The sequence below is a fragment of the Escherichia sp. E4736 genome (genome assembly GCF_005781225.1).
Lineage (GTDB): Bacteria > Pseudomonadota > Gammaproteobacteria > Enterobacterales > Enterobacteriaceae > Escherichia.
Window position 1 is genome coordinate 14,025 of sequence record NZ_VATT01000016.1, and the last position, 16,204, is coordinate 30,228.

18 protein-coding genes are annotated in these 16,204 nt (G+C 51.1%); 14 read left to right on the plus strand and 4 right to left on the minus strand.

The annotated features are described in order from the left end of the window. Positions 1–17 precede the first annotated feature (17 nt). The 9 genes from rnr (at position 18) to FEK46_RS12805 (ending at position 9,264) form a co-directional block, all read left to right on the plus strand. Positions 18–2,459, plus strand: a complete 2,442-nt coding sequence (gene rnr, locus FEK46_RS12765; protein ID WP_130216725.1) for a ribonuclease R — start codon at positions 18–20, stop codon at positions 2,457–2,459. A gap of 180 nt (positions 2,460–2,639) precedes the next feature. Then, positions 2,640–3,371 carry a 23S rRNA (guanosine(2251)-2'-O)-methyltransferase RlmB gene (gene rlmB / locus FEK46_RS12770; RefSeq protein ID WP_001293284.1) on the plus strand — a complete coding sequence of 244 codons (732 nt, stop codon included), beginning with the start codon at positions 2,640–2,642 and terminating at the stop codon, positions 3,369–3,371. A gap of 126 nt (positions 3,372–3,497) precedes the next feature. Further along, positions 3,498–3,899, plus strand: a complete 402-nt coding sequence (locus FEK46_RS12775) for a DUF2170 family protein (protein WP_130205993.1) — start codon at positions 3,498–3,500, stop codon at positions 3,897–3,899. Between the two features lie 18 nt (positions 3,900–3,917). After that, complete coding sequence (locus FEK46_RS12780) at positions 3,918–4,616, plus strand: PspA/IM30 family protein (protein WP_135560200.1); 699 nt, start codon at positions 3,918–3,920, stop codon at positions 4,614–4,616. A 49-nt stretch (positions 4,617–4,665) separates the two neighbouring features. Beyond that, a complete protein-coding gene (locus tag FEK46_RS12785; RefSeq protein WP_135408730.1) occupies positions 4,666–5,325 on the plus strand; it encodes a YjfK family protein in 660 nt (219 codons plus the stop codon). 17 nt (positions 5,326–5,342) lie between these two features. Further along, complete coding sequence (locus FEK46_RS12790; RefSeq protein ID WP_131419496.1) at positions 5,343–5,741, plus strand: DUF350 domain-containing protein; 399 nt, start codon at positions 5,343–5,345, stop codon at positions 5,739–5,741. A gap of 9 nt (positions 5,742–5,750) precedes the next feature. Further along, positions 5,751–6,389 (plus strand): DUF1190 domain-containing protein, encoded by a 639-nt coding sequence (locus FEK46_RS12795; protein ID WP_135408732.1) that lies wholly within the window; start codon positions 5,751–5,753, stop codon positions 6,387–6,389. 2 nt (positions 6,390–6,391) lie between these two features. Then, positions 6,392–7,555, plus strand: coding sequence for a glutathionylspermidine synthase family protein (locus tag FEK46_RS12800; protein WP_130206001.1), 1,164 nt, complete (start codon positions 6,392–6,394; stop codon positions 7,553–7,555). Between the two features lie 83 nt (positions 7,556–7,638). Next, positions 7,639–9,264 carry an isovaleryl-CoA dehydrogenase gene (locus FEK46_RS12805; protein WP_135560199.1) on the plus strand — a complete coding sequence of 542 codons (1,626 nt, stop codon included), beginning with the start codon at positions 7,639–7,641 and terminating at the stop codon, positions 9,262–9,264. Between the two features lie 116 nt (positions 9,265–9,380). Here the strand turns inward: FEK46_RS12805 and yjfN are convergent, their stop codons facing one another. Beyond that, on the minus strand, positions 9,381–9,656 hold the full coding sequence (gene yjfN / locus FEK46_RS12810) for a DUF1471 family protease activator YjfN (RefSeq protein ID WP_001517630.1): 276 nt from the start codon (positions 9,654–9,656) through the stop codon (positions 9,381–9,383). Between the two features lie 148 nt (positions 9,657–9,804). Continuing rightward, positions 9,805–10,134 (minus strand): biofilm peroxide resistance protein BsmA, encoded by a 330-nt coding sequence (gene bsmA, locus FEK46_RS12815; protein WP_000254636.1) that lies wholly within the window; start codon positions 10,132–10,134, stop codon positions 9,805–9,807. Positions 10,135–10,315: 181 nt separating this feature from the next. On the opposite strand from bsmA, the gene yjfP reads away from it, so the two are divergent. Next, positions 10,316–11,065 carry an esterase gene (gene yjfP / locus FEK46_RS12820; RefSeq protein ID WP_130206005.1) on the plus strand — a complete coding sequence of 250 codons (750 nt, stop codon included), beginning with the start codon at positions 10,316–10,318 and terminating at the stop codon, positions 11,063–11,065. On the opposite strand, the gene ulaR is transcribed toward yjfP, so the two are convergent. Continuing rightward, positions 11,062–11,817, minus strand: coding sequence for an HTH-type transcriptional regulator UlaR (ulaR, locus tag FEK46_RS12825; RefSeq protein WP_000133631.1), 756 nt, complete (start codon positions 11,815–11,817; stop codon positions 11,062–11,064). The two genes, yjfP and ulaR, sit on opposite strands and share 4 nt — an antisense overlap. 107 nt (positions 11,818–11,924) lie before the next feature. Beyond that, entirely contained in the window at positions 11,925–12,989 is a 1,065-nt protein-coding gene (gene ulaG, locus FEK46_RS12830; protein WP_001295191.1) for an L-ascorbate 6-phosphate lactonase, read from the minus strand. A gap of 353 nt (positions 12,990–13,342) precedes the next feature. On the opposite strand from ulaG, the gene ulaA reads away from it, so the two are divergent. From ulaA to ulaD, 4 genes are read left to right on the plus strand one after another with little or no spacing between them, the layout of a single operon-like run. Continuing rightward, the gene (ulaA, locus tag FEK46_RS12835; protein ID WP_135560198.1) at positions 13,343–14,740 is read left to right on the plus strand and encodes a PTS ascorbate transporter subunit IIC; all 1,398 of its coding nucleotides are present in this window, start codon (positions 13,343–13,345) and stop codon (positions 14,738–14,740) included. A gap of 15 nt (positions 14,741–14,755) precedes the next feature. Beyond that, positions 14,756–15,061, plus strand: coding sequence for a PTS ascorbate transporter subunit IIB (gene ulaB / locus FEK46_RS12840; protein ID WP_000218362.1), 306 nt, complete (start codon positions 14,756–14,758; stop codon positions 15,059–15,061). A gap of 9 nt (positions 15,062–15,070) precedes the next feature. Next, positions 15,071–15,535 carry a PTS ascorbate transporter subunit IIA gene (gene ulaC / locus FEK46_RS12845; RefSeq protein ID WP_000776505.1) on the plus strand — a complete coding sequence of 155 codons (465 nt, stop codon included), beginning with the start codon at positions 15,071–15,073 and terminating at the stop codon, positions 15,533–15,535. A 13-nt stretch (positions 15,536–15,548) separates the two neighbouring features. Further along, positions 15,549–16,199 carry a 3-keto-L-gulonate-6-phosphate decarboxylase UlaD gene (ulaD, locus tag FEK46_RS12850; protein WP_023216462.1) on the plus strand — a complete coding sequence of 217 codons (651 nt, stop codon included), beginning with the start codon at positions 15,549–15,551 and terminating at the stop codon, positions 16,197–16,199. The last annotated feature ends 5 nt before the right edge of the window (positions 16,200–16,204 follow it).

The window sequence follows — 16,204 nt, forward strand, 5'->3', positions numbered from 1 at the left end:
ACAACGGAGGAACCGAGATGTCACAAGATCCTTTCCAGGAACGCGAAGCTGAAAAATACGCGAATCCCATCCCTAGTCGGGAATTTATCCTCGAACATTTAACCAAACGTGAAAAACCGGCCAGCCGTGATGAGCTGGCGGTAGAACTGCACATTGAAGGCGAAGAGCAGCTTGAAGGCCTGCGTCGCCGCCTGCGCGCGATGGAGCGCGATGGTCAACTGGTCTTCACTCGCCGTCAGTGCTATGCGCTGCCGGAACGCCTCGACCTGGTGAAAGGTACCGTTATTGGCCACCGTGATGGCTACGGCTTTCTGCGGGTTGAAGGACGTAAAGATGATTTGTATCTCTCCAGCGAGCAGATGAAAACCTGCATTCATGGCGATCAGGTGCTGGCGCAGCCGCTGGGCGCTGACCGTAAAGGTCGTCGTGAAGCGCGTATTGTTCGCGTACTGGTGCCAAAAACCAGCCAGATTGTTGGTCGCTACTTTACCGAAGCGGGCGTCGGCTTTGTGGTTCCTGACGACAGCCGTCTGAGCTTCGATATTTTAATCCCGCCCGATCAGATCATGGGCGCGCGGATGGGCTTTGTGGTGGTTGTTGAACTGACCCAACGCCCGACTCGCCGTACCAAAGCGGTGGGTAAAATCGTCGAAGTGCTGGGCGACAATATGGGCACCGGCATGGCGGTTGATATCGCTCTGCGTACCCATGAAATTCCGTACATCTGGCCGCAGGCTGTTGAGCAACAGGTTGCCGGGCTGAAAGAAGAAGTGCCGGAAGAAGCAAAAGCGGGTCGTGTCGATCTGCGCGATTTACCGCTGGTCACCATTGATGGCGAAGATGCCCGTGACTTTGACGATGCAGTTTACTGCGAGAAAAAACGCGGCGGCGGTTGGCGTTTATGGGTCGCGATTGCCGACGTCAGCTACTATGTGCGTCCGCCAACACCGCTGGACAGCGAAGCGCGTAACCGTGGTACGTCGGTGTATTTCCCTTCGCAGGTTATCCCGATGCTGCCGGAAGTGCTCTCTAACGGCCTGTGCTCGCTCAACCCGCAGGTAGACCGCCTGTGTATGGTGTGCGAGATGACAATTTCGTCGAAAGGCCGCCTGACTGGCTACAAATTCTATGAAGCGGTGATGAGCTCTCACGCGCGTCTGACCTACACCAAAGTCTGGCATATTCTGCAGGGCGATCAGGATCTGCGCGAGCAGTACGCCCCGCTGGTTAAGCATCTCGAAGAGTTGCATAACCTCTATAAAGTGCTGGATAAAGCCCGTGAAGAACGCGGTGGGATCTCGTTTGAGAGCGAAGAAGCGAAGTTTATTTTCAACGCTGAACGCCGTATTGAGCGTATCGAACAGACCCAGCGTAACGACGCACACAAGTTAATTGAAGAGTGTATGATTCTGGCGAATATCTCGGCGGCGCGTTTCGTTGAGAAAGCCAAAGAACCGGCACTGTTCCGTATTCACGACAAGCCGAGCACCGAGGCTATTACCTCTTTCCGTTCAGTGCTGGCGGAGCTGGGGCTGGAACTGCCGGGCGGCAACAAGCCGGAACCGCGTGACTACGCGGAGCTGCTGGAGTCGGTTGCCGATCGTCCTGATGCAGAAATGCTGCAAACCATGCTGCTGCGCTCGATGAAACAGGCGATTTACGATCCGGAAAACCGTGGTCACTTTGGTCTGGCATTGCAGTCCTATGCGCACTTTACTTCGCCGATTCGTCGTTATCCTGACCTGACGCTGCACCGCGCCATTAAGTATCTGCTGGCGAAAGAGCAGGGGCATCAGGGCAACACCACTGAAACCGGCGGCTACCATTATTCGATGGAAGAGATGCTGCAACTGGGTCAGCACTGTTCGATGGCGGAACGTCGTGCCGACGAAGCAACGCGCGATGTGGCTGACTGGCTGAAGTGTGACTTCATGCTCGACCAGGTGGGCAACGTCTTTAAAGGCGTTATTGCCAGCGTCACTGGTTTTGGCTTCTTTGTTCGTCTCGACGACCTGTTCATTGATGGTCTGGTCCACGTCTCTTCGCTGGACAATGACTACTATCGCTTTGACCAGGTAGGGCAACGCCTGATGGGCGAATCCAGCGGCCAGACTTATCGCCTGGGCGATCGCGTGGAAGTTCGCGTCGAAGCGGTTAATATGGACGAGCGCAAAATCGACTTTAGCCTGATCTCCAGCGAACGCGCACCGCGCAACGTCGGTAAAACGGCGCGCGAGAAAGCGAAAAAAGGCGATGCAGGCAAAAAAGGCGGCAAGCGTCGTCAGGTCGGTAAAAAGGTAAACTTTGAGCCAGACAGTGCCTTCCGTGGCGAGAAAAAACCGAAGCCGAAAGCGGCGAAGAAAGATGCGAGAAAAGCGAAAAAGCCATCGGCTAAAACGCAGAAAATAGCCGCAGCGACCAAAGCGAAGCGTGCGGCGAAGAAAAAAGTGGCAGAGTGATCATTACCCTCTTCAAACAGAAGAGGGTTAGATTGCTGACAAAATGCGCTTTGTTCATGCCGGATGCGGTGTGAACGCCTTATCCGGCCTACATAATCACGCAAATTCAATATATTGCAGGGACCATGTAGGCCGGATAAACGTAGTGCATCAGGCAAAACGTAAACAACGAGTACATTAATGAGCGAAATGATTTACGGCATCCACGCAGTGCAGGCCCTGCTGGAGCGCGCCCCTGAACGTTTTCAGGAAGTCTTTATTTTAAAAGGCCGTGAAGATAAACGTCTGTTACCGCTGATTCACGCCCTTGAATCCCAGGGCGTGGTTATCCAGCTGGCAAACCGCCAATATCTCGATGAGAAAAGCGACGGTGCCGTGCATCAGGGCATTATCGCCCGTGTGAAACCAGGACGGCAGTATCAGGAAAACGATCTGCCGGATCTGATCGCTTCGCTCGAACAACCGTTCCTGCTGATCCTCGACGGTGTAACCGATCCGCACAACCTCGGTGCGTGCCTGCGTAGCGCGGACGCCGCTGGCGTTCATGCGGTGATTGTGCCGAAAGATCGCTCCGCACAGCTCAACGCCACGGCGAAAAAAGTAGCCTGCGGCGCGGCAGAAAGCGTTCCGCTGATTCGGGTGACTAACCTTGCGCGCACCATGCGTATGTTGCAGGAAGAGAACATCTGGATCGTCGGTACGGCAGGCGAGGCGGATCATACGCTCTATCAGAGCAAAATGACCGGACGACTGGCGCTGGTGATGGGCGCGGAAGGTGAAGGTATGCGTCGTCTGACCCGTGAACATTGCGATGAGTTGATCAGCATCCCAATGGCAGGAAGTGTTTCTTCGCTGAACGTTTCGGTTGCGACCGGAATTTGCTTATTTGAAGCGGTTCGCCAGCGCAGCTAATCCCTCTGATTTAAGAAAAACCATCCAGATTTGGATGGTTTTTTTTTATCTATAGCTGGTAAGATAATTACGCTCTATAAATATTCACCTTATTAATAATTAAATTTAATATATATGGAATAATATATGATATGGAATCCGTTGGCGCTGGCGACAGCGTTACAAGCTGTACCTAAACAAAATATTGATGTAACAAATAGTGAAAATGCATTAATTATTAAAATGAATGATTACGGCGATTTGCAAATCAATGTTCTTTTTACTTCTCGCCAGATGATTATCGAAACATTTATTTGTCCGGTAAGCTATATCAATAATCCAAATGAATTTAATACATTCCTTTTAAGAAATCAGAAAATTATGCCGCTGTCATCGGTGGGGATCTCCAGCGTGCAACAGGAAGAGTATTACATTGTTTTCGGGGCATTATCGCTTAAATCTTCTCTTGAAGATATCCTGCTTGAAATAACCTCGCTGGTAGATAATGCATTGGATCTGGCTGAAATTACAGAAGAATATTCACACTAATTACAAGGACGGGTATTTATGGGAATTTTAAAAAGTTTATTTACGCTGGGGAAATCGTTTATCTCCCAGGCGGAAGAATCCATTGAAGAAACCCAGGGCGTGCGCATGCTGGAACAGCATATTCGTGACGCAAAAACTGAACTCGATAAAGCCGGAAAATCTCGCGTTGATCTGCTGGCGCGAGTGAAATTAAGTCACGATAAGCTGAAAGATTTACGTGAGCGCAAAGCCAGTCTGGAAGCTCGTGCGCTGGAAGCGTTAAGCAAGAACGTGAATCCGTCGTTGATTAACGAAGTTGCTGAAGAAATCGCGCGCCTTGAGAATCTCATTACCGCTGAAGAGCAAGTGTTGTCGAATCTGGAAGTCTCCCGCGATGGTGTGGAAAAAGCCGTTACGGCAACGGCACAGCGTATTTCCCAGTTTGAGCAACAAATGGAAGTCGTTAAAGCTACTGAAGCCATGCAGCGTGCGCAGCAGGCCGTAACGACCTCGACCGTTGGCGCCTCTTCCAGCGTTTCGACAGCTGCAGAGTCATTAAAACGCCTGCAAACGCGTCAGGCTGAGCGCCAGGCCCGGCTGGATGCCGCCGCGCAGCTGGAAAAAGTGGCAGACGGTCGCGATCTCGACGAAAAACTGGCGGAAGTGGGGATTGGTGGTGTTAATAAAAGCAATGCCCAGGATGTGCTGGCAAGGCTGCAACGCCAACAGGGCGAGTAATTTTTTGCCAGCCTCACTAAAAGGCTGGCTGCTAATTTAAGGATAAAATATGTCTGGTTTTTTCCAGCGCCTGTTTGGTCAGGATGATAAGCCTGTTATCGTTCGCGGTCCGCTGGGACTTCATCTCAATAGTGGCTTTACGCTCGACTCGTTAGCGTTTCGTTTGCTGGAAGATGAATTGCTGATTGCGCTGCCGGGTGAAGAATACACGGTAGCAGCTGTCAGCCACATCGATCTGGGCGGCGGTAGCCAGATTTTCCGCTACTACACTTCGGGCGATGAATTTCTGCAAATCAATACCACCGGCGGCGAAGATATTGATGACATTGATGATATCAAGCTCTTTGTCTATGAAGAGAGCTACGGTATCAGTAAAGAGAGTCACTGGCGCGAGGCGATCAACGCCAAAGCGATGGGGGCAATGACCTTAAACTGGCAGGAAAAACGCTGGCAGCGATTTTTTAACAGCGAAGAACCGGGAAATATCGAACCCGTCTACATGCTGGAAAAAGTAGAAAATCAAAACCATGCCAAATGGGAGGTCCATAATTTTACCATGGGCTACCAACGGCAAGTGACCGAAGATACTTACGAATATTTGCTGTTAAATGGTGAGGAATCTTTTAACGATCTCGGCGAGCCGGAGTGGTTATTTTCGCGCGCGCTGGGCGTCGATATCCCGCTGACATCACTTCATATTATTGGTTAATTACAGGGACGTTTACGATGCATATACTGGATTCACTTCTTGCTTTTAGCGCCTATTTTTTTATTGGCGTGGCGATGGTAATTATTTTTCTTTTTATCTATTCTAAAATTACACCACACAACGAATGGCAGTTAATCAAAAACAATAATACCGCGGCGTCACTGGCGTTTAGCGGTACATTGTTGGGCTACGTGATCCCGTTATCCAGTGCGGCAATCAATGCGGTGAGCATTCCAGATTATTTCGCCTGGGGCGGGATCGCACTGGTGATTCAGTTACTCATTTTTGCTGGCGTCAGGCTTTATATGCCGGCATTAAGCGAAAAAATTATTAATCACAATACCGCAGCAGGAATGTTTATGGGAACCGCCGCGCTGGCTGGCGGTATTTTTAACGCAGCTTGTATGACATGGTAATGGACGATCATGGCCAGAAAACGCAAATCAAGAAATAACTCTCAGTTAGGTCACGGAGCTATCAGCCGTATCGGTAGACCAAATAACCCTTTCGAGCCGCGTCGGAATCGCTATGCGCGAAAATATCTGACCCTGGCGATTATGGGGGGCGCTTTATTTTTAGTGCTGAAGGGATGGAGTGAAAGTAGCGACGAAGATAACGACGGCGACGGAACGTTTTATTCGACAGTGCAGGATTGTATTGATGACGGTAATAATGCAGACATTTGCGCACGTGGCTGGAACAACGCCAAAGCGGCATTTTATGCCGATGTTCCGAAGAATATGACTCAGCAAAATTGCCATTTTAAGTATGAAAATTGCTATTACGACAATGTTGAACAGAGTTGGATCCCGGTCATTTCTGGATTTTTGTTAAGCCGGGTTATTCGTAAAGATCGCGATGAGCCGTTCGTCTATAACAGCGGCGGATCCTCATTTGCTTCCCGTCCCGTCTGGCGCAACACTTCCGGTGATTACTCCTGGCGCTCCGGTTCTGGCAAAAAAGAGTCTTATTCCACGGGCGGCTTTACCACCAAAAAAGCGTCTACCGTTTCTCGCGGCGGCTATGGTCGTTCTTCCAGCGCCCGTGGGCATTGGGGAGGCTAATCATGCTGAGACACAATGTTCCTGTGCGGCGGGATCTGGACCGGATTGCCGCCGATAACGGATTTGACTTTCATATCATCGACAATGAAATCTATTGGGATGAGAGTCGGGCTTACCGCTTTACTCTGCGCCAGATTGAAGAGCAGATCGAAAAACCGACTGCGGAACTGCATCAGATGTGCCTGGAGGTGGTGGATCGTGCGGTTAAAGATGAAGAGATCCTGACGCAACTGGCGATCCCGCCGTTGTACTGGGATGTGATCGCCGAAAGCTGGCGCGCACGCGATCCTTCGCTGTATGGCCGTATGGATTTTGCCTGGTGTGGTAATGCGCCGGTTAAGTTGCTGGAGTACAACGCCGATACGCCAACTTCATTGTACGAGTCGGCTTATTTCCAGTGGTTGTGGCTGGAAGATGCTCGGCGCAGCGGCGTTATTCCGCGCGATGCCGATCAGTACAATGCCATTCAGGAGCGCCTGATTTCACGCTTTAGCGAGCTTTATAGCCGGGAGCCATTTTATTTTTGCTGCTGTCAGGACACCGACGAAGACAGGAGTACCGTGCTGTACTTGCAGGACTGCGCTCAGCAGGCAGGACAGGAGTCGCGGTTTATCTACATTGAAGATCTCGGTTTGGGCGTCGGCGGTGTACTGACCGATCTTGATGATAATGTCGTCCAGCGTGCATTTAAGCTGTATCCGCTGGAGTGGATGATGCGTGACGATAACGGTCCGCTGCTGCGCAAGCGTCGTGAGCAGTGGGTGGAGCCGTTATGGAAAAGTATCTTGAGTAACAAAGGGCTAATGCCGCTGCTTTGGCGCTTCTTTCCTGGTCATCCTAATCTTCTGGCGTCCTGGTTTGAGGGCGAAAAACCGCAGATCGCCGCTGGCGAAAGCTATGTGCGTAAACCGATCTACTCACGCGAGGGCGGTAACGTCACCATTTTCGACGGCCAGAATAACGTCGTTGACCACGCTGATGGTGATTACGCCGATGAACCGATGATCTATCAGGCGTTTCAACCGCTACCGCGATTTGGCGATAGTTACACGCTGATTGGTAGCTGGATTGTCGATGATGAAGCGTGCGGTATGGGTATCCGCGAAGATAACACGCTGATCACTAAAGATACTTCGCGTTTTGTTCCGCACTACATTGCGGGTTAAGAATGTTTTAGCAATCTCTTTCTGTCAGGAATCCGTGGCAGTGACCATACTAATGGTGACTGCCATTGATGGAGGGAGACACCGTGCACTGGCAAACTCACACTGTTTTTAATCAACCTATACCCTTAAATAACAGCAATTTATACCTGTCTGATGGCGCGCTCTGCGAAGCGGTAACGCGCGAAGGCGCTGGCTGGGATAGCGATTTTCTCGCCAGTATTGGTCAGCAACTCGGAACGGCAGAATCCCTTGAACTGGGGCGGCTGGCGAATGTAAACCCACCTGAACTGTTGCGCTACGATGCCCAGGGGCGACGTCTGGACGATGTCCGTTTCCATCCCGCATGGCACCTGCTGATGCAGGCGTTATGTACCAATCGGGTACACAACCTGGCCTGGGAAGAAGATGCTCGTTCTGGCGCATTTGTGGCGCGGGCGGCGCGTTTTATGTTGCACGCGCAGGTTGAGGCCGGGTCGTTATGCCCGATAACGATGACCTTTGCCGCTACGCCATTGCTGTTACAGATGCTACCCGCGCCGTTTCAGGACTGGACCACGCCGCTGTTGAGCGATCGCTACGATTCCCACTTATTGCCAGGCGGGCAAAAACGCGGTTTGTTGATTGGCATGGGAATGACGGAAAAGCAGGGCGGTTCCGATGTCATGAGCAACACCACCCGTGCAGAGCGTCTGGAAGATGGCTCTTATCGGCTGGTGGGGCATAAATGGTTTTTCTCGGTGCCACAAAGCGACGCGCATCTGGTGCTGGCGCAGACCGCGGGCGGTTTGTCCTGCTTTTTTGTGCCGCGATTTTTGCCTGACGGGCAACGCAACGCGATTCGGCTGGAGCGTCTGAAAGATAAGTTGGGTAATCGTTCCAATGCCAGTTGCGAAGTGGAGTTTCAGGATGCCATTGGCTGGTTGTTGGGTCAGGAAGGGGAAGGGATTCGCCTGATCCTGAAAATGGGCGGGATGACGCGTTTTGATTGTGCACTGGGCAGCCACGCCATGATGCGCCGTGCGTTCTCGCTGGCGATTTATCACGCACATCAGCGTCATGTATTTGGTAATCCGTTAATAGAACAGCCTCTGATGCGCCATGTCTTAAGTCGCATGGCGCTTCAGCTTGAAGGGCAAACAGCATTGTTGTTTCGTCTGGCGCGGGCCTGGGATCGACGTGCCGATGCTAAAGAAGCCCTATGGGCGCGCTTATTTACGCCTGCGGCGAAATTTGTGATCTGCAAACGTGGCATTCCGTTTGTGGCTGAAGCGATGGAGGTAATGGGCGGTATTGGCTATTGCGAAGAGAGCGAACTACCGCGACTTTATCGAGAGATGCCAGTGAACAGCATCTGGGAAGGCTCTGGCAATATTATGTGCCTCGATGTGCTGCGCGTTCTTAATAAGCAAGCGGGCGTATACGACTTGCTGTCGGAAGCGTTTATGGAAGTGAAAGGGCAAGATCGTTATTTTGATCGCGCGGTTCGTCGCTTACAACAGCAACTGCGCAAACCGGCTGAGGAATTGGGACGGGAGATAACACATCAATTATTTTTGCTGGGCTGCGGCGCGCAAATGTTGAAATATGCTTCTCCGCCAATGGCGCAGGCGTGGTGTCAGGTGATGTTAAATACGCGCGGTGGCGTGCGGTTGTCAGAGCAGATCCAGAATGATTTATTGCTGCGGGCGACGGGGGGAGTGTGTTTGTAAGCGTATACGACGGATGCGACGCTGGTTTCGATTAACTAAATGAAATATGTGAAAATTGTAGGCCGGACAAGGCGCTCGCGCCGCATCCGGCATTGTTCATTTGCTGTAGATGACACTCACGCATACAGTATCGCCTGTACACGCCAGTTATCGGGCTGCTGGTCTTCATACATGGTAATAATGCGATACCATGATGCCCCTTGTTCATCGGCCTTTAACGCCACGATACGTTCCACGTCCTGCGGATCCCCTGAAATATTGCTAACCGAGATCTGACCTATTTCATTCAGGCCCGTCACGCAGTCAGCACTGGCGAATTCTGCAGACTGTGCCGTGGCGCTCGCAGGGCAAGTCACTAATTGCAGCGAGGGTGAGGCAAGTAATTGTTTCATCGTCAGCTCCATTTTTCGTTTCCCCACATGTTGCAGGGCATTCCATCGCGGTAATAAACGCCCGAGCTTCCAGCCGGTAATTTATTGTGCACAGGTAAACGCATAGGGACGCAAAGCAATGTAAAGCTGACTATGTAAGTTGTCTGATTTATTTACGGTACAAAATGGCTTGTGAATACCACTGTCCTGTCACGATGGTTTCATCCACCATTACGACAACGTAATAATCAGCTTTTGCAGCGACAGCTTTCGCTCTGATTTCTGCTAATGCGTCATCCGGAGAGCCCCGTACCATCGTGCTTACGCTACCTATTCGCTGTAACCCTTGTGTCTGGTCACGGCGAATCTCTTGCGGATGGTCCGTTACTGGCGGTGCTGGCTGTGGCGTACCTTGCAGTGCGCTACAGGCGCTTAGCATCAACACCAATAATAAACTGGCAAACCGATAAATAACGCTATTACGTTTCCTGCTAACCATAGTGTAGTGCCTTATTTATTTAACTTGAGGGGAATGTTCCCGAATTGTTACCTGGTACGCGATTTTCGAATGAAAACGTTGTGAAAGCGTAATCCACATCTCAACATTATGAACTAATACGGTCAGCAGAAACTTGTGCTAAGGATTTCTTCATGTCATACCAGACTCAAAGGAGAAAAAGATGATTGAATTAGAATCACGCGTGCTGGCTGATATTCCCGTTCTTCACGCTTATCCCATAGGGCAAAAAGAACCCCCATTACCGTGTGTGATTTTTTATCACGGATTTACTTCATCCAGCCTGGTTTATAGCTATTTTGCCGTCGCGCTGGCGCAGGCTGGTTTCCGGGTGATCATGCCGGATGCGCCCAATCACGGTAGCCGTTTTAGTGGCGACGCAGCGAGGCGTTTAAATCAATTCTGGCAAATCTTGCTACAAAGTATGCAGGAATTCACTACTTTACGTGCGGCAATAGCCGAAGAAAACTGGCTGCGTGATGAACGCCTGGCGGTTGGTGGCGCGTCGATGGGCGCAATGACCGCGTTGGGGATTACCGCTCGCCACCCCACGGTGAAATGTACCGCCAGCATGATGGGGTCTGGCTATTTCACATCGCTTGCCCGTTCACTGTTTCCACCGTTGAAGCCTGAAACGCCAGCACAGCAAAACGAATTTGATAACATTATTGCTCCACTGGCAGAGTGGGAAGCGACAAACCACCTGGACGAACTGGGAAGCAGGCCACTGCTGTTGTGGCATGGCCTTGACGATGATGTTGTGCCTGCCGAGGAATCACTACGTTTGCAGCAGGCATTAAGAGAAACGGGACGAGATAAACAGTTAACCTGTTTATGGCAGCCTGGCGTGCGCCACCGTATTACACCCGAGGCGTTAGATGCTGCGGTGACATTTTTCCACCAGCATCTTTAAACACGCAGAATGCTGACCCCTTGCGCTTCCAGCTGTTGCAGGATCTCTGGGTTAGCATTTTTGCCGGTGATCAGCATATCGATTTGATCGGCGCGGCTAAAGAGCATCCCCGCGCGTTCACCAATCTTACTGCTATCGACCAGCACTACCAGTTTCCCCACCACACTCAGCATCTTCTGCTCTGCCATCGCCGTCAGCATATCGGTTTTATATAACCCTTCTGCGGTCAGCCCTTTGCCGCTGGTAAACATCCAGTGCCCGGCATAGAGACTGTTTTCGCTGCCCTGTGGGCTTAAGGTGATGGACTGACTTTTGTTGTACTGCCCGCCCATGATGATCACGCTGTCATGTTCCTGATCGATCAGATAGTTTGCCAGCGGGAGATAATTAGTGATGATTTGTACCGGTTTGCCACACATTTCCCGGCCGAGCAGAAACGCGGTAGAGCCGCAGTTGATGACCACGCTTTCGCCCGGATTGACCAGTTGTGATGCCGCTTTAGCGATACGTACTTTTTCATCGTGATTCTGCGCCTGATGCAGATTCATCGGCGTCCATCGCGGGCGCTGCTGGGTAATCGCTTCGGCGCCATTGCGCACTTTTTTCAGTTTGCCGCTTTCGTCGAGTTTATTGATATCGCGTCGCGCAGTGGCAGGCGAAATTCCCAGACGCTCAACGACTTTCTCCACGGTCACAAAGCCCAATTGTGCTAGCATTTCCAGGAGGATTTGATGTCTTTGTGCTTCAGTCATGAGCTATTCCGATAAAATTTGATTTTTTTAGATGATATTTGAAATAGCCAGGAAATACTACGCCGGATAGCGCGAACAGATCCACGCTACCCGGTATCAACGACAGATTACAGGAACGATTTGAACGGCAGATCCGGTTCAATAGTGAAGCAATCGTCAAAACCACGCGGATAGTGATACTCGAAGTTATCTTTATCCAACGGCCAGGTAAACTTGCCACCGACCTGCCAGATAAATGGCTTAAAGCCATACTTCAGACGATCTTTTTTCATCTCCCACAGTACGCGGATTTCCTGCGGATCGGCCTGGAAGTTTGACCAGATATCATGGTGGAACGGGATAACTACTTTCGCATTCAACGCTTCGCCCATACGCAGCATATCGGCGCTGGTCATTTTGTCGGTAATACCGCGTGGGTTCTCACCGTACGATCCTAACGCCACGTCGATCTGATGCTCGTTGCCATGTTTTGCATAGTAGTTAGAGTAGTGGGAATCGCCGCTGTGATACAGGGAACCGCCCGGTGTTTTGAACAGATAGTTTACTGCGCGATCGTCCATGCCGTCTGGCAGCACGCCAGCCGCTTTTTGATCCGCTGGTAGGGTGATCAGTGCAGTACGGTCGAACGCGTCAAGGGCATGAATTTCAATGTCTTTCACTTTTACCACATCGCCTGGTTTGACCACGATGCAGCGCTCTTTTGGTACTCCCCAGCCAATCCATAAATCCACGCAGGTTTTCGGTCCGATAAACGGTACGTCATCAGCACAGTTCTGCATCACGGCAGCAGCGACGTTGACGTCGATATGATCGTTGTGATCGTGAGTTGCCAGTACGGCGTCGATCTGGCGAATCGCAAATGGATCAAGAACAAACGGGGTGGTACGCAGGTTTGGCTGCAGTTTTTTCACACCAGCCATGCGCTGCATCTGATGACCCTGTTTCATCAGCGGGTTACCGTGACTTTGTTTGCCAGTACCGCACCAGAAATCAACACAAACGTTGGTGCCACCTTCCGATTTCAGCCAGATCCCAGTACAACCGAGCCACCACATCGCGAATGTACCAGGAGCTACCTGCTCTTGTTCAATTTCTTCATTCAGCCAGCTACCCCACTCCGGGAAAGTGCTCAGGATCCAGGATTCACGGGTGATACTTTTCACTTTACTCATCGCCATTTACCTTCATGATGTTCAATTTTAATCAATATGTGATTGGTTTTGATTAATTCTGACACTATTTTTTCAGGAAGGCAATGACCATTTTTTGACTTTTTGCCAGGGGAGTTGTTGTGGATTTTGAGTGCGGAAAGATTTAACGGAATGTGTAATTCATTTAACTAAATGAATTTAAATGAATAATTGTTTCGTTGCATGAATCCCACTCTATCCATGTGGAATTATTTGCGTGCCGCGTCACATTTAATCATAAATAATCTTGTTGTGATTACTTTTGAAAATTAGAGTGAATGCACAACATTCCGGGTGTGCGGAATACCCGGTTACCTCTTCTTCAGGAGATCGTTATGGAGATTCTCTACAACATCTTTACCGTGTTTTTTAACCAGGTCATGACCAATGCCCCGTTGTTGCTGGGTATTGTGACCTGTCTGGGCTACATCCTACTGCGCAAAAGTGTCAGCGTTATTATTAAAGGGACGATTAAAACCATTATTGGTTTCATGTTGTTGCAGGCAGGGTCCGGCATCCTGACCAGCACCTTCAAACCGGTGGTGGCGAAAATGTCGGAAGTCTACGGTATCAACGGTGCGATTTCAGATACTTACGCTTCGATGATGGCCACTATCGAGCGCATGGGCGATGCCTATAGCTGGGTGGGGTACGCGGTGCTGCTGGCACTGGCGTTGAACATCTGTTACGTGCTGCTGCGTCGTATTACCGGTATTCGCACCATCATGCTGACTGGTCACATCATGTTCCAGCAGGCGGGGCTGATTGCCGTTACGCTGTTTATTTTCGGTTATTCCATGTGGACGACCATTATCTGCACCGCGATTCTGGTTTCGCTCTACTGGGGTATCACCTCCAACATGATGTACAAGCCGACTCAGGAAGTCACCGACGGCTGCGGTTTCTCCATCGGTCACCAGCAGCAGTTTGCATCATGGATTGCTTATAAAGTCGCGCCGTTCCTGGGCAAAAAAGAGGAGAGCGTTGAAGACCTCAAACTGCCTGGCTGGCTGAATATTTTCCACGACAACATCGTCTCCACGGCGATTGTCATGACCATCTTCTTTGGCGCCATTCTGCTCTCCTTCGGTATCGATACCGTGCAGGCGATGGCAGGCAAAGTGCACTGGACGGTCTACATCCTGCAAACCGGTTTCTCCTTCGTGGTGGCGATCTTCATCATCACTCAGGGCGTGCGCATGTTTGTGGCGGAACTCTCTGAAGCATTTAACGGTATCTCCCAGCGTCTGATCCCAGGTGCGGTTCTGGCGATTGACTGTGCGGCTATCTATAGCTTCGCGCCGAACGCCGTGGTCTGGGGCTTTATGTGGGGCACTATCGGTCAGCTGATTGCGGTTGGCATCCTGGTCGCCTGCGGTTCCTCCATTCTGATTATTCCTGGCTTTATCCCGATGTTCTTCTCCAACGCCACCATCGGCGTGTTCGCTAACCACTTCGGCGGCTGGCGTGCGGCGCTGAAAATTTGTCTGGTGATGGGGATGATTGAAATCTTTGGTTGCGTCTGGGCGGTGAAACTCACCGGTATGAGTGCCTGGATGGGTATGGCGGACTGGTCAATTCTGGCACCGCCGATGATGCAGGGCTTCTTCTCCATCGGTATCGCCTTTATGGCCGTCATCATTGTAATTGCACTGGCTTATATGTTCTTCGCTGGCCGCGCGCTGCGCGCAGAAGAAGATGCAGAAAAACAACTGGCAGAACAGTCTGCTTAATAAGGAGTTTTGATTATGACCGTACGTATTCTGGCTGTGTGTGGCAACGGACAAGGCAGTTCCATGATCATGAAGATGAAAGTGGACCAGTTTTTAACCCAATCAAACATTGACCACACGGTAAATAGCTGCGCGGTTGGCGAATACAAAAGCGAGTTGAGCGGCGCGGATATCATCATCGCTTCTACGCACATTGCGGGCGAAATCACCGTGACCGGCAACAAATACGTGGTTGGCGTACGCAACATGCTCTCTCCTGCTGATTTTGGCCCGAAACTGCTGGAAGTGATCAAAGAGCATTTCCCGCAGGATGTGAAGTAAGGACGCGCCATGAAATTACGTGATTCGCTGGCGGAGAATAAATCTATCCGTCTGCAGGCTGAAGCTGAGACATGGCAGGACGCAGTGAAAATCGGCGTTGACCTGCTGGTGGCGGCGGATGTCGTCGAGCCGCGTTACTACCAGGCGATTCTGGATGCGGTTGAACAGCACGGCCCGTACTTTGTGCTCGCACCAGGCCTGGCAATGCCGCACGGTCGACCGGAAGAGGGCGTTAAGAAAACCGGTTTTGCGCTGGTGACGCTGAAAAAGCCGCTGGAGTTCAACCACGAAGATAACGACCCGGTGGATATCCTCATCACTATGGCGGCGGTTGATGCCAACACTCACCAGGAAGTGGGCATCATGCAGATCGTCAACCTGTTTGAAGATGAAGAGAATTTCGACCGTTTACGTGCCTGCCGTACCGAGCAGGAAGTACTGGATCTCATTGACCGCACCAACGCGGCAGCTTAAGAAGGAATTGAACATGTCATTACCGATGTTGCAAGTCGCGCTGGACAACCAGACTATGGATAGCGCCTACGAAACCACTCGCTTGATTGCCGAAGAAGTCGACATTATCGAAGTGGGCACCATTCTATGCGTGGGCGAAGGCGTGCGTGCGGTTCGTGACCTGAAAGCGCTCTACCCGCACAAAATCGTGCTGGCAGATGCCAAAATTGCCGATGCGGGCAAAATCCTTTCTCGTATGTGCTTCGAAGCCAACGCTGACTGGGTGACCGTAATTTGCTGTGCGGATATCAACACCGCCAAAGGTGCGCTGGACGTAGCAAAAGAGTTTAACGGCGACGTGCAGATCGAACTGACCGGTTATTGGACCTGGGAACAGGCGCAGCAGTGGCGTGACGCAGGCATTCAGCAGGTGGTTTATCACCGCAGTCGTGACGCGCAGGCCGCAGGCGTGGCATGGGGCGAAGCGGACATTACCGCGATCAAACGTCTTTCCGATATGGGCTTCAAAGTAACCGTCACCGGTGGTCTGGCGCTGGAAGATCTGCCGCTGTTCAAAGGTATTCCGATTCATGTGTTTATCGCAGGTCGCAGCATCCGTGATGCCGCTTCTCCGGTTGAAGCTGCGCGTCAGTTCAAACGTTCCATCGCCCAGCTGTGGGGCTAAGGAGC

Excerpts from the sequence above, each read along its gene's own strand:
- rnr (WP_130216725.1), top strand. The coding sequence starts at position 18 with ATGTCACAAGATCCTTTCCAGGAACGCGAAGCTGAAAAATACGCGAAT.
- rlmB (WP_001293284.1), top strand. The coding sequence starts at position 2,640 with ATGAGCGAAATGATTTACGGCATCCACGCAGTGCAGGCCCTGCTGGAG.
- FEK46_RS12775 (WP_130205993.1), top strand. The coding sequence starts at position 3,498 with ATGATATGGAATCCGTTGGCGCTGGCGACAGCGTTACAAGCTGTACCT.
- FEK46_RS12780 (WP_135560200.1), top strand. The coding sequence starts at position 3,918 with ATGGGAATTTTAAAAAGTTTATTTACGCTGGGGAAATCGTTTATCTCC.
- FEK46_RS12785 (WP_135408730.1), top strand. The coding sequence starts at position 4,666 with ATGTCTGGTTTTTTCCAGCGCCTGTTTGGTCAGGATGATAAGCCTGTT.
- FEK46_RS12790 (WP_131419496.1), top strand. The coding sequence starts at position 5,343 with ATGCATATACTGGATTCACTTCTTGCTTTTAGCGCCTATTTTTTTATT.
- FEK46_RS12795 (WP_135408732.1), top strand. The coding sequence starts at position 5,751 with ATGGCCAGAAAACGCAAATCAAGAAATAACTCTCAGTTAGGTCACGGA.
- FEK46_RS12800 (WP_130206001.1), top strand. The coding sequence starts at position 6,392 with ATGCTGAGACACAATGTTCCTGTGCGGCGGGATCTGGACCGGATTGCC.
- yjfN (WP_001517630.1), bottom strand. The coding sequence starts at position 9,656 with ATGAAACAATTACTTGCCTCACCCTCGCTGCAATTAGTGACTTGCCCT.
- bsmA (WP_000254636.1), bottom strand. The coding sequence starts at position 10,134 with ATGGTTAGCAGGAAACGTAATAGCGTTATTTATCGGTTTGCCAGTTTA.
- yjfP (WP_130206005.1), top strand. The coding sequence starts at position 10,316 with ATGATTGAATTAGAATCACGCGTGCTGGCTGATATTCCCGTTCTTCAC.
- ulaR (WP_000133631.1), bottom strand. The coding sequence starts at position 11,817 with ATGACTGAAGCACAAAGACATCAAATCCTCCTGGAAATGCTAGCACAA.
- ulaG (WP_001295191.1), bottom strand. The coding sequence starts at position 12,989 with ATGAGTAAAGTGAAAAGTATCACCCGTGAATCCTGGATCCTGAGCACT.
- ulaA (WP_135560198.1), top strand. The coding sequence starts at position 13,343 with ATGGAGATTCTCTACAACATCTTTACCGTGTTTTTTAACCAGGTCATG.
- ulaB (WP_000218362.1), top strand. The coding sequence starts at position 14,756 with ATGACCGTACGTATTCTGGCTGTGTGTGGCAACGGACAAGGCAGTTCC.
- ulaC (WP_000776505.1), top strand. The coding sequence starts at position 15,071 with ATGAAATTACGTGATTCGCTGGCGGAGAATAAATCTATCCGTCTGCAG.
- ulaD (WP_023216462.1), top strand. The coding sequence starts at position 15,549 with ATGTCATTACCGATGTTGCAAGTCGCGCTGGACAACCAGACTATGGAT.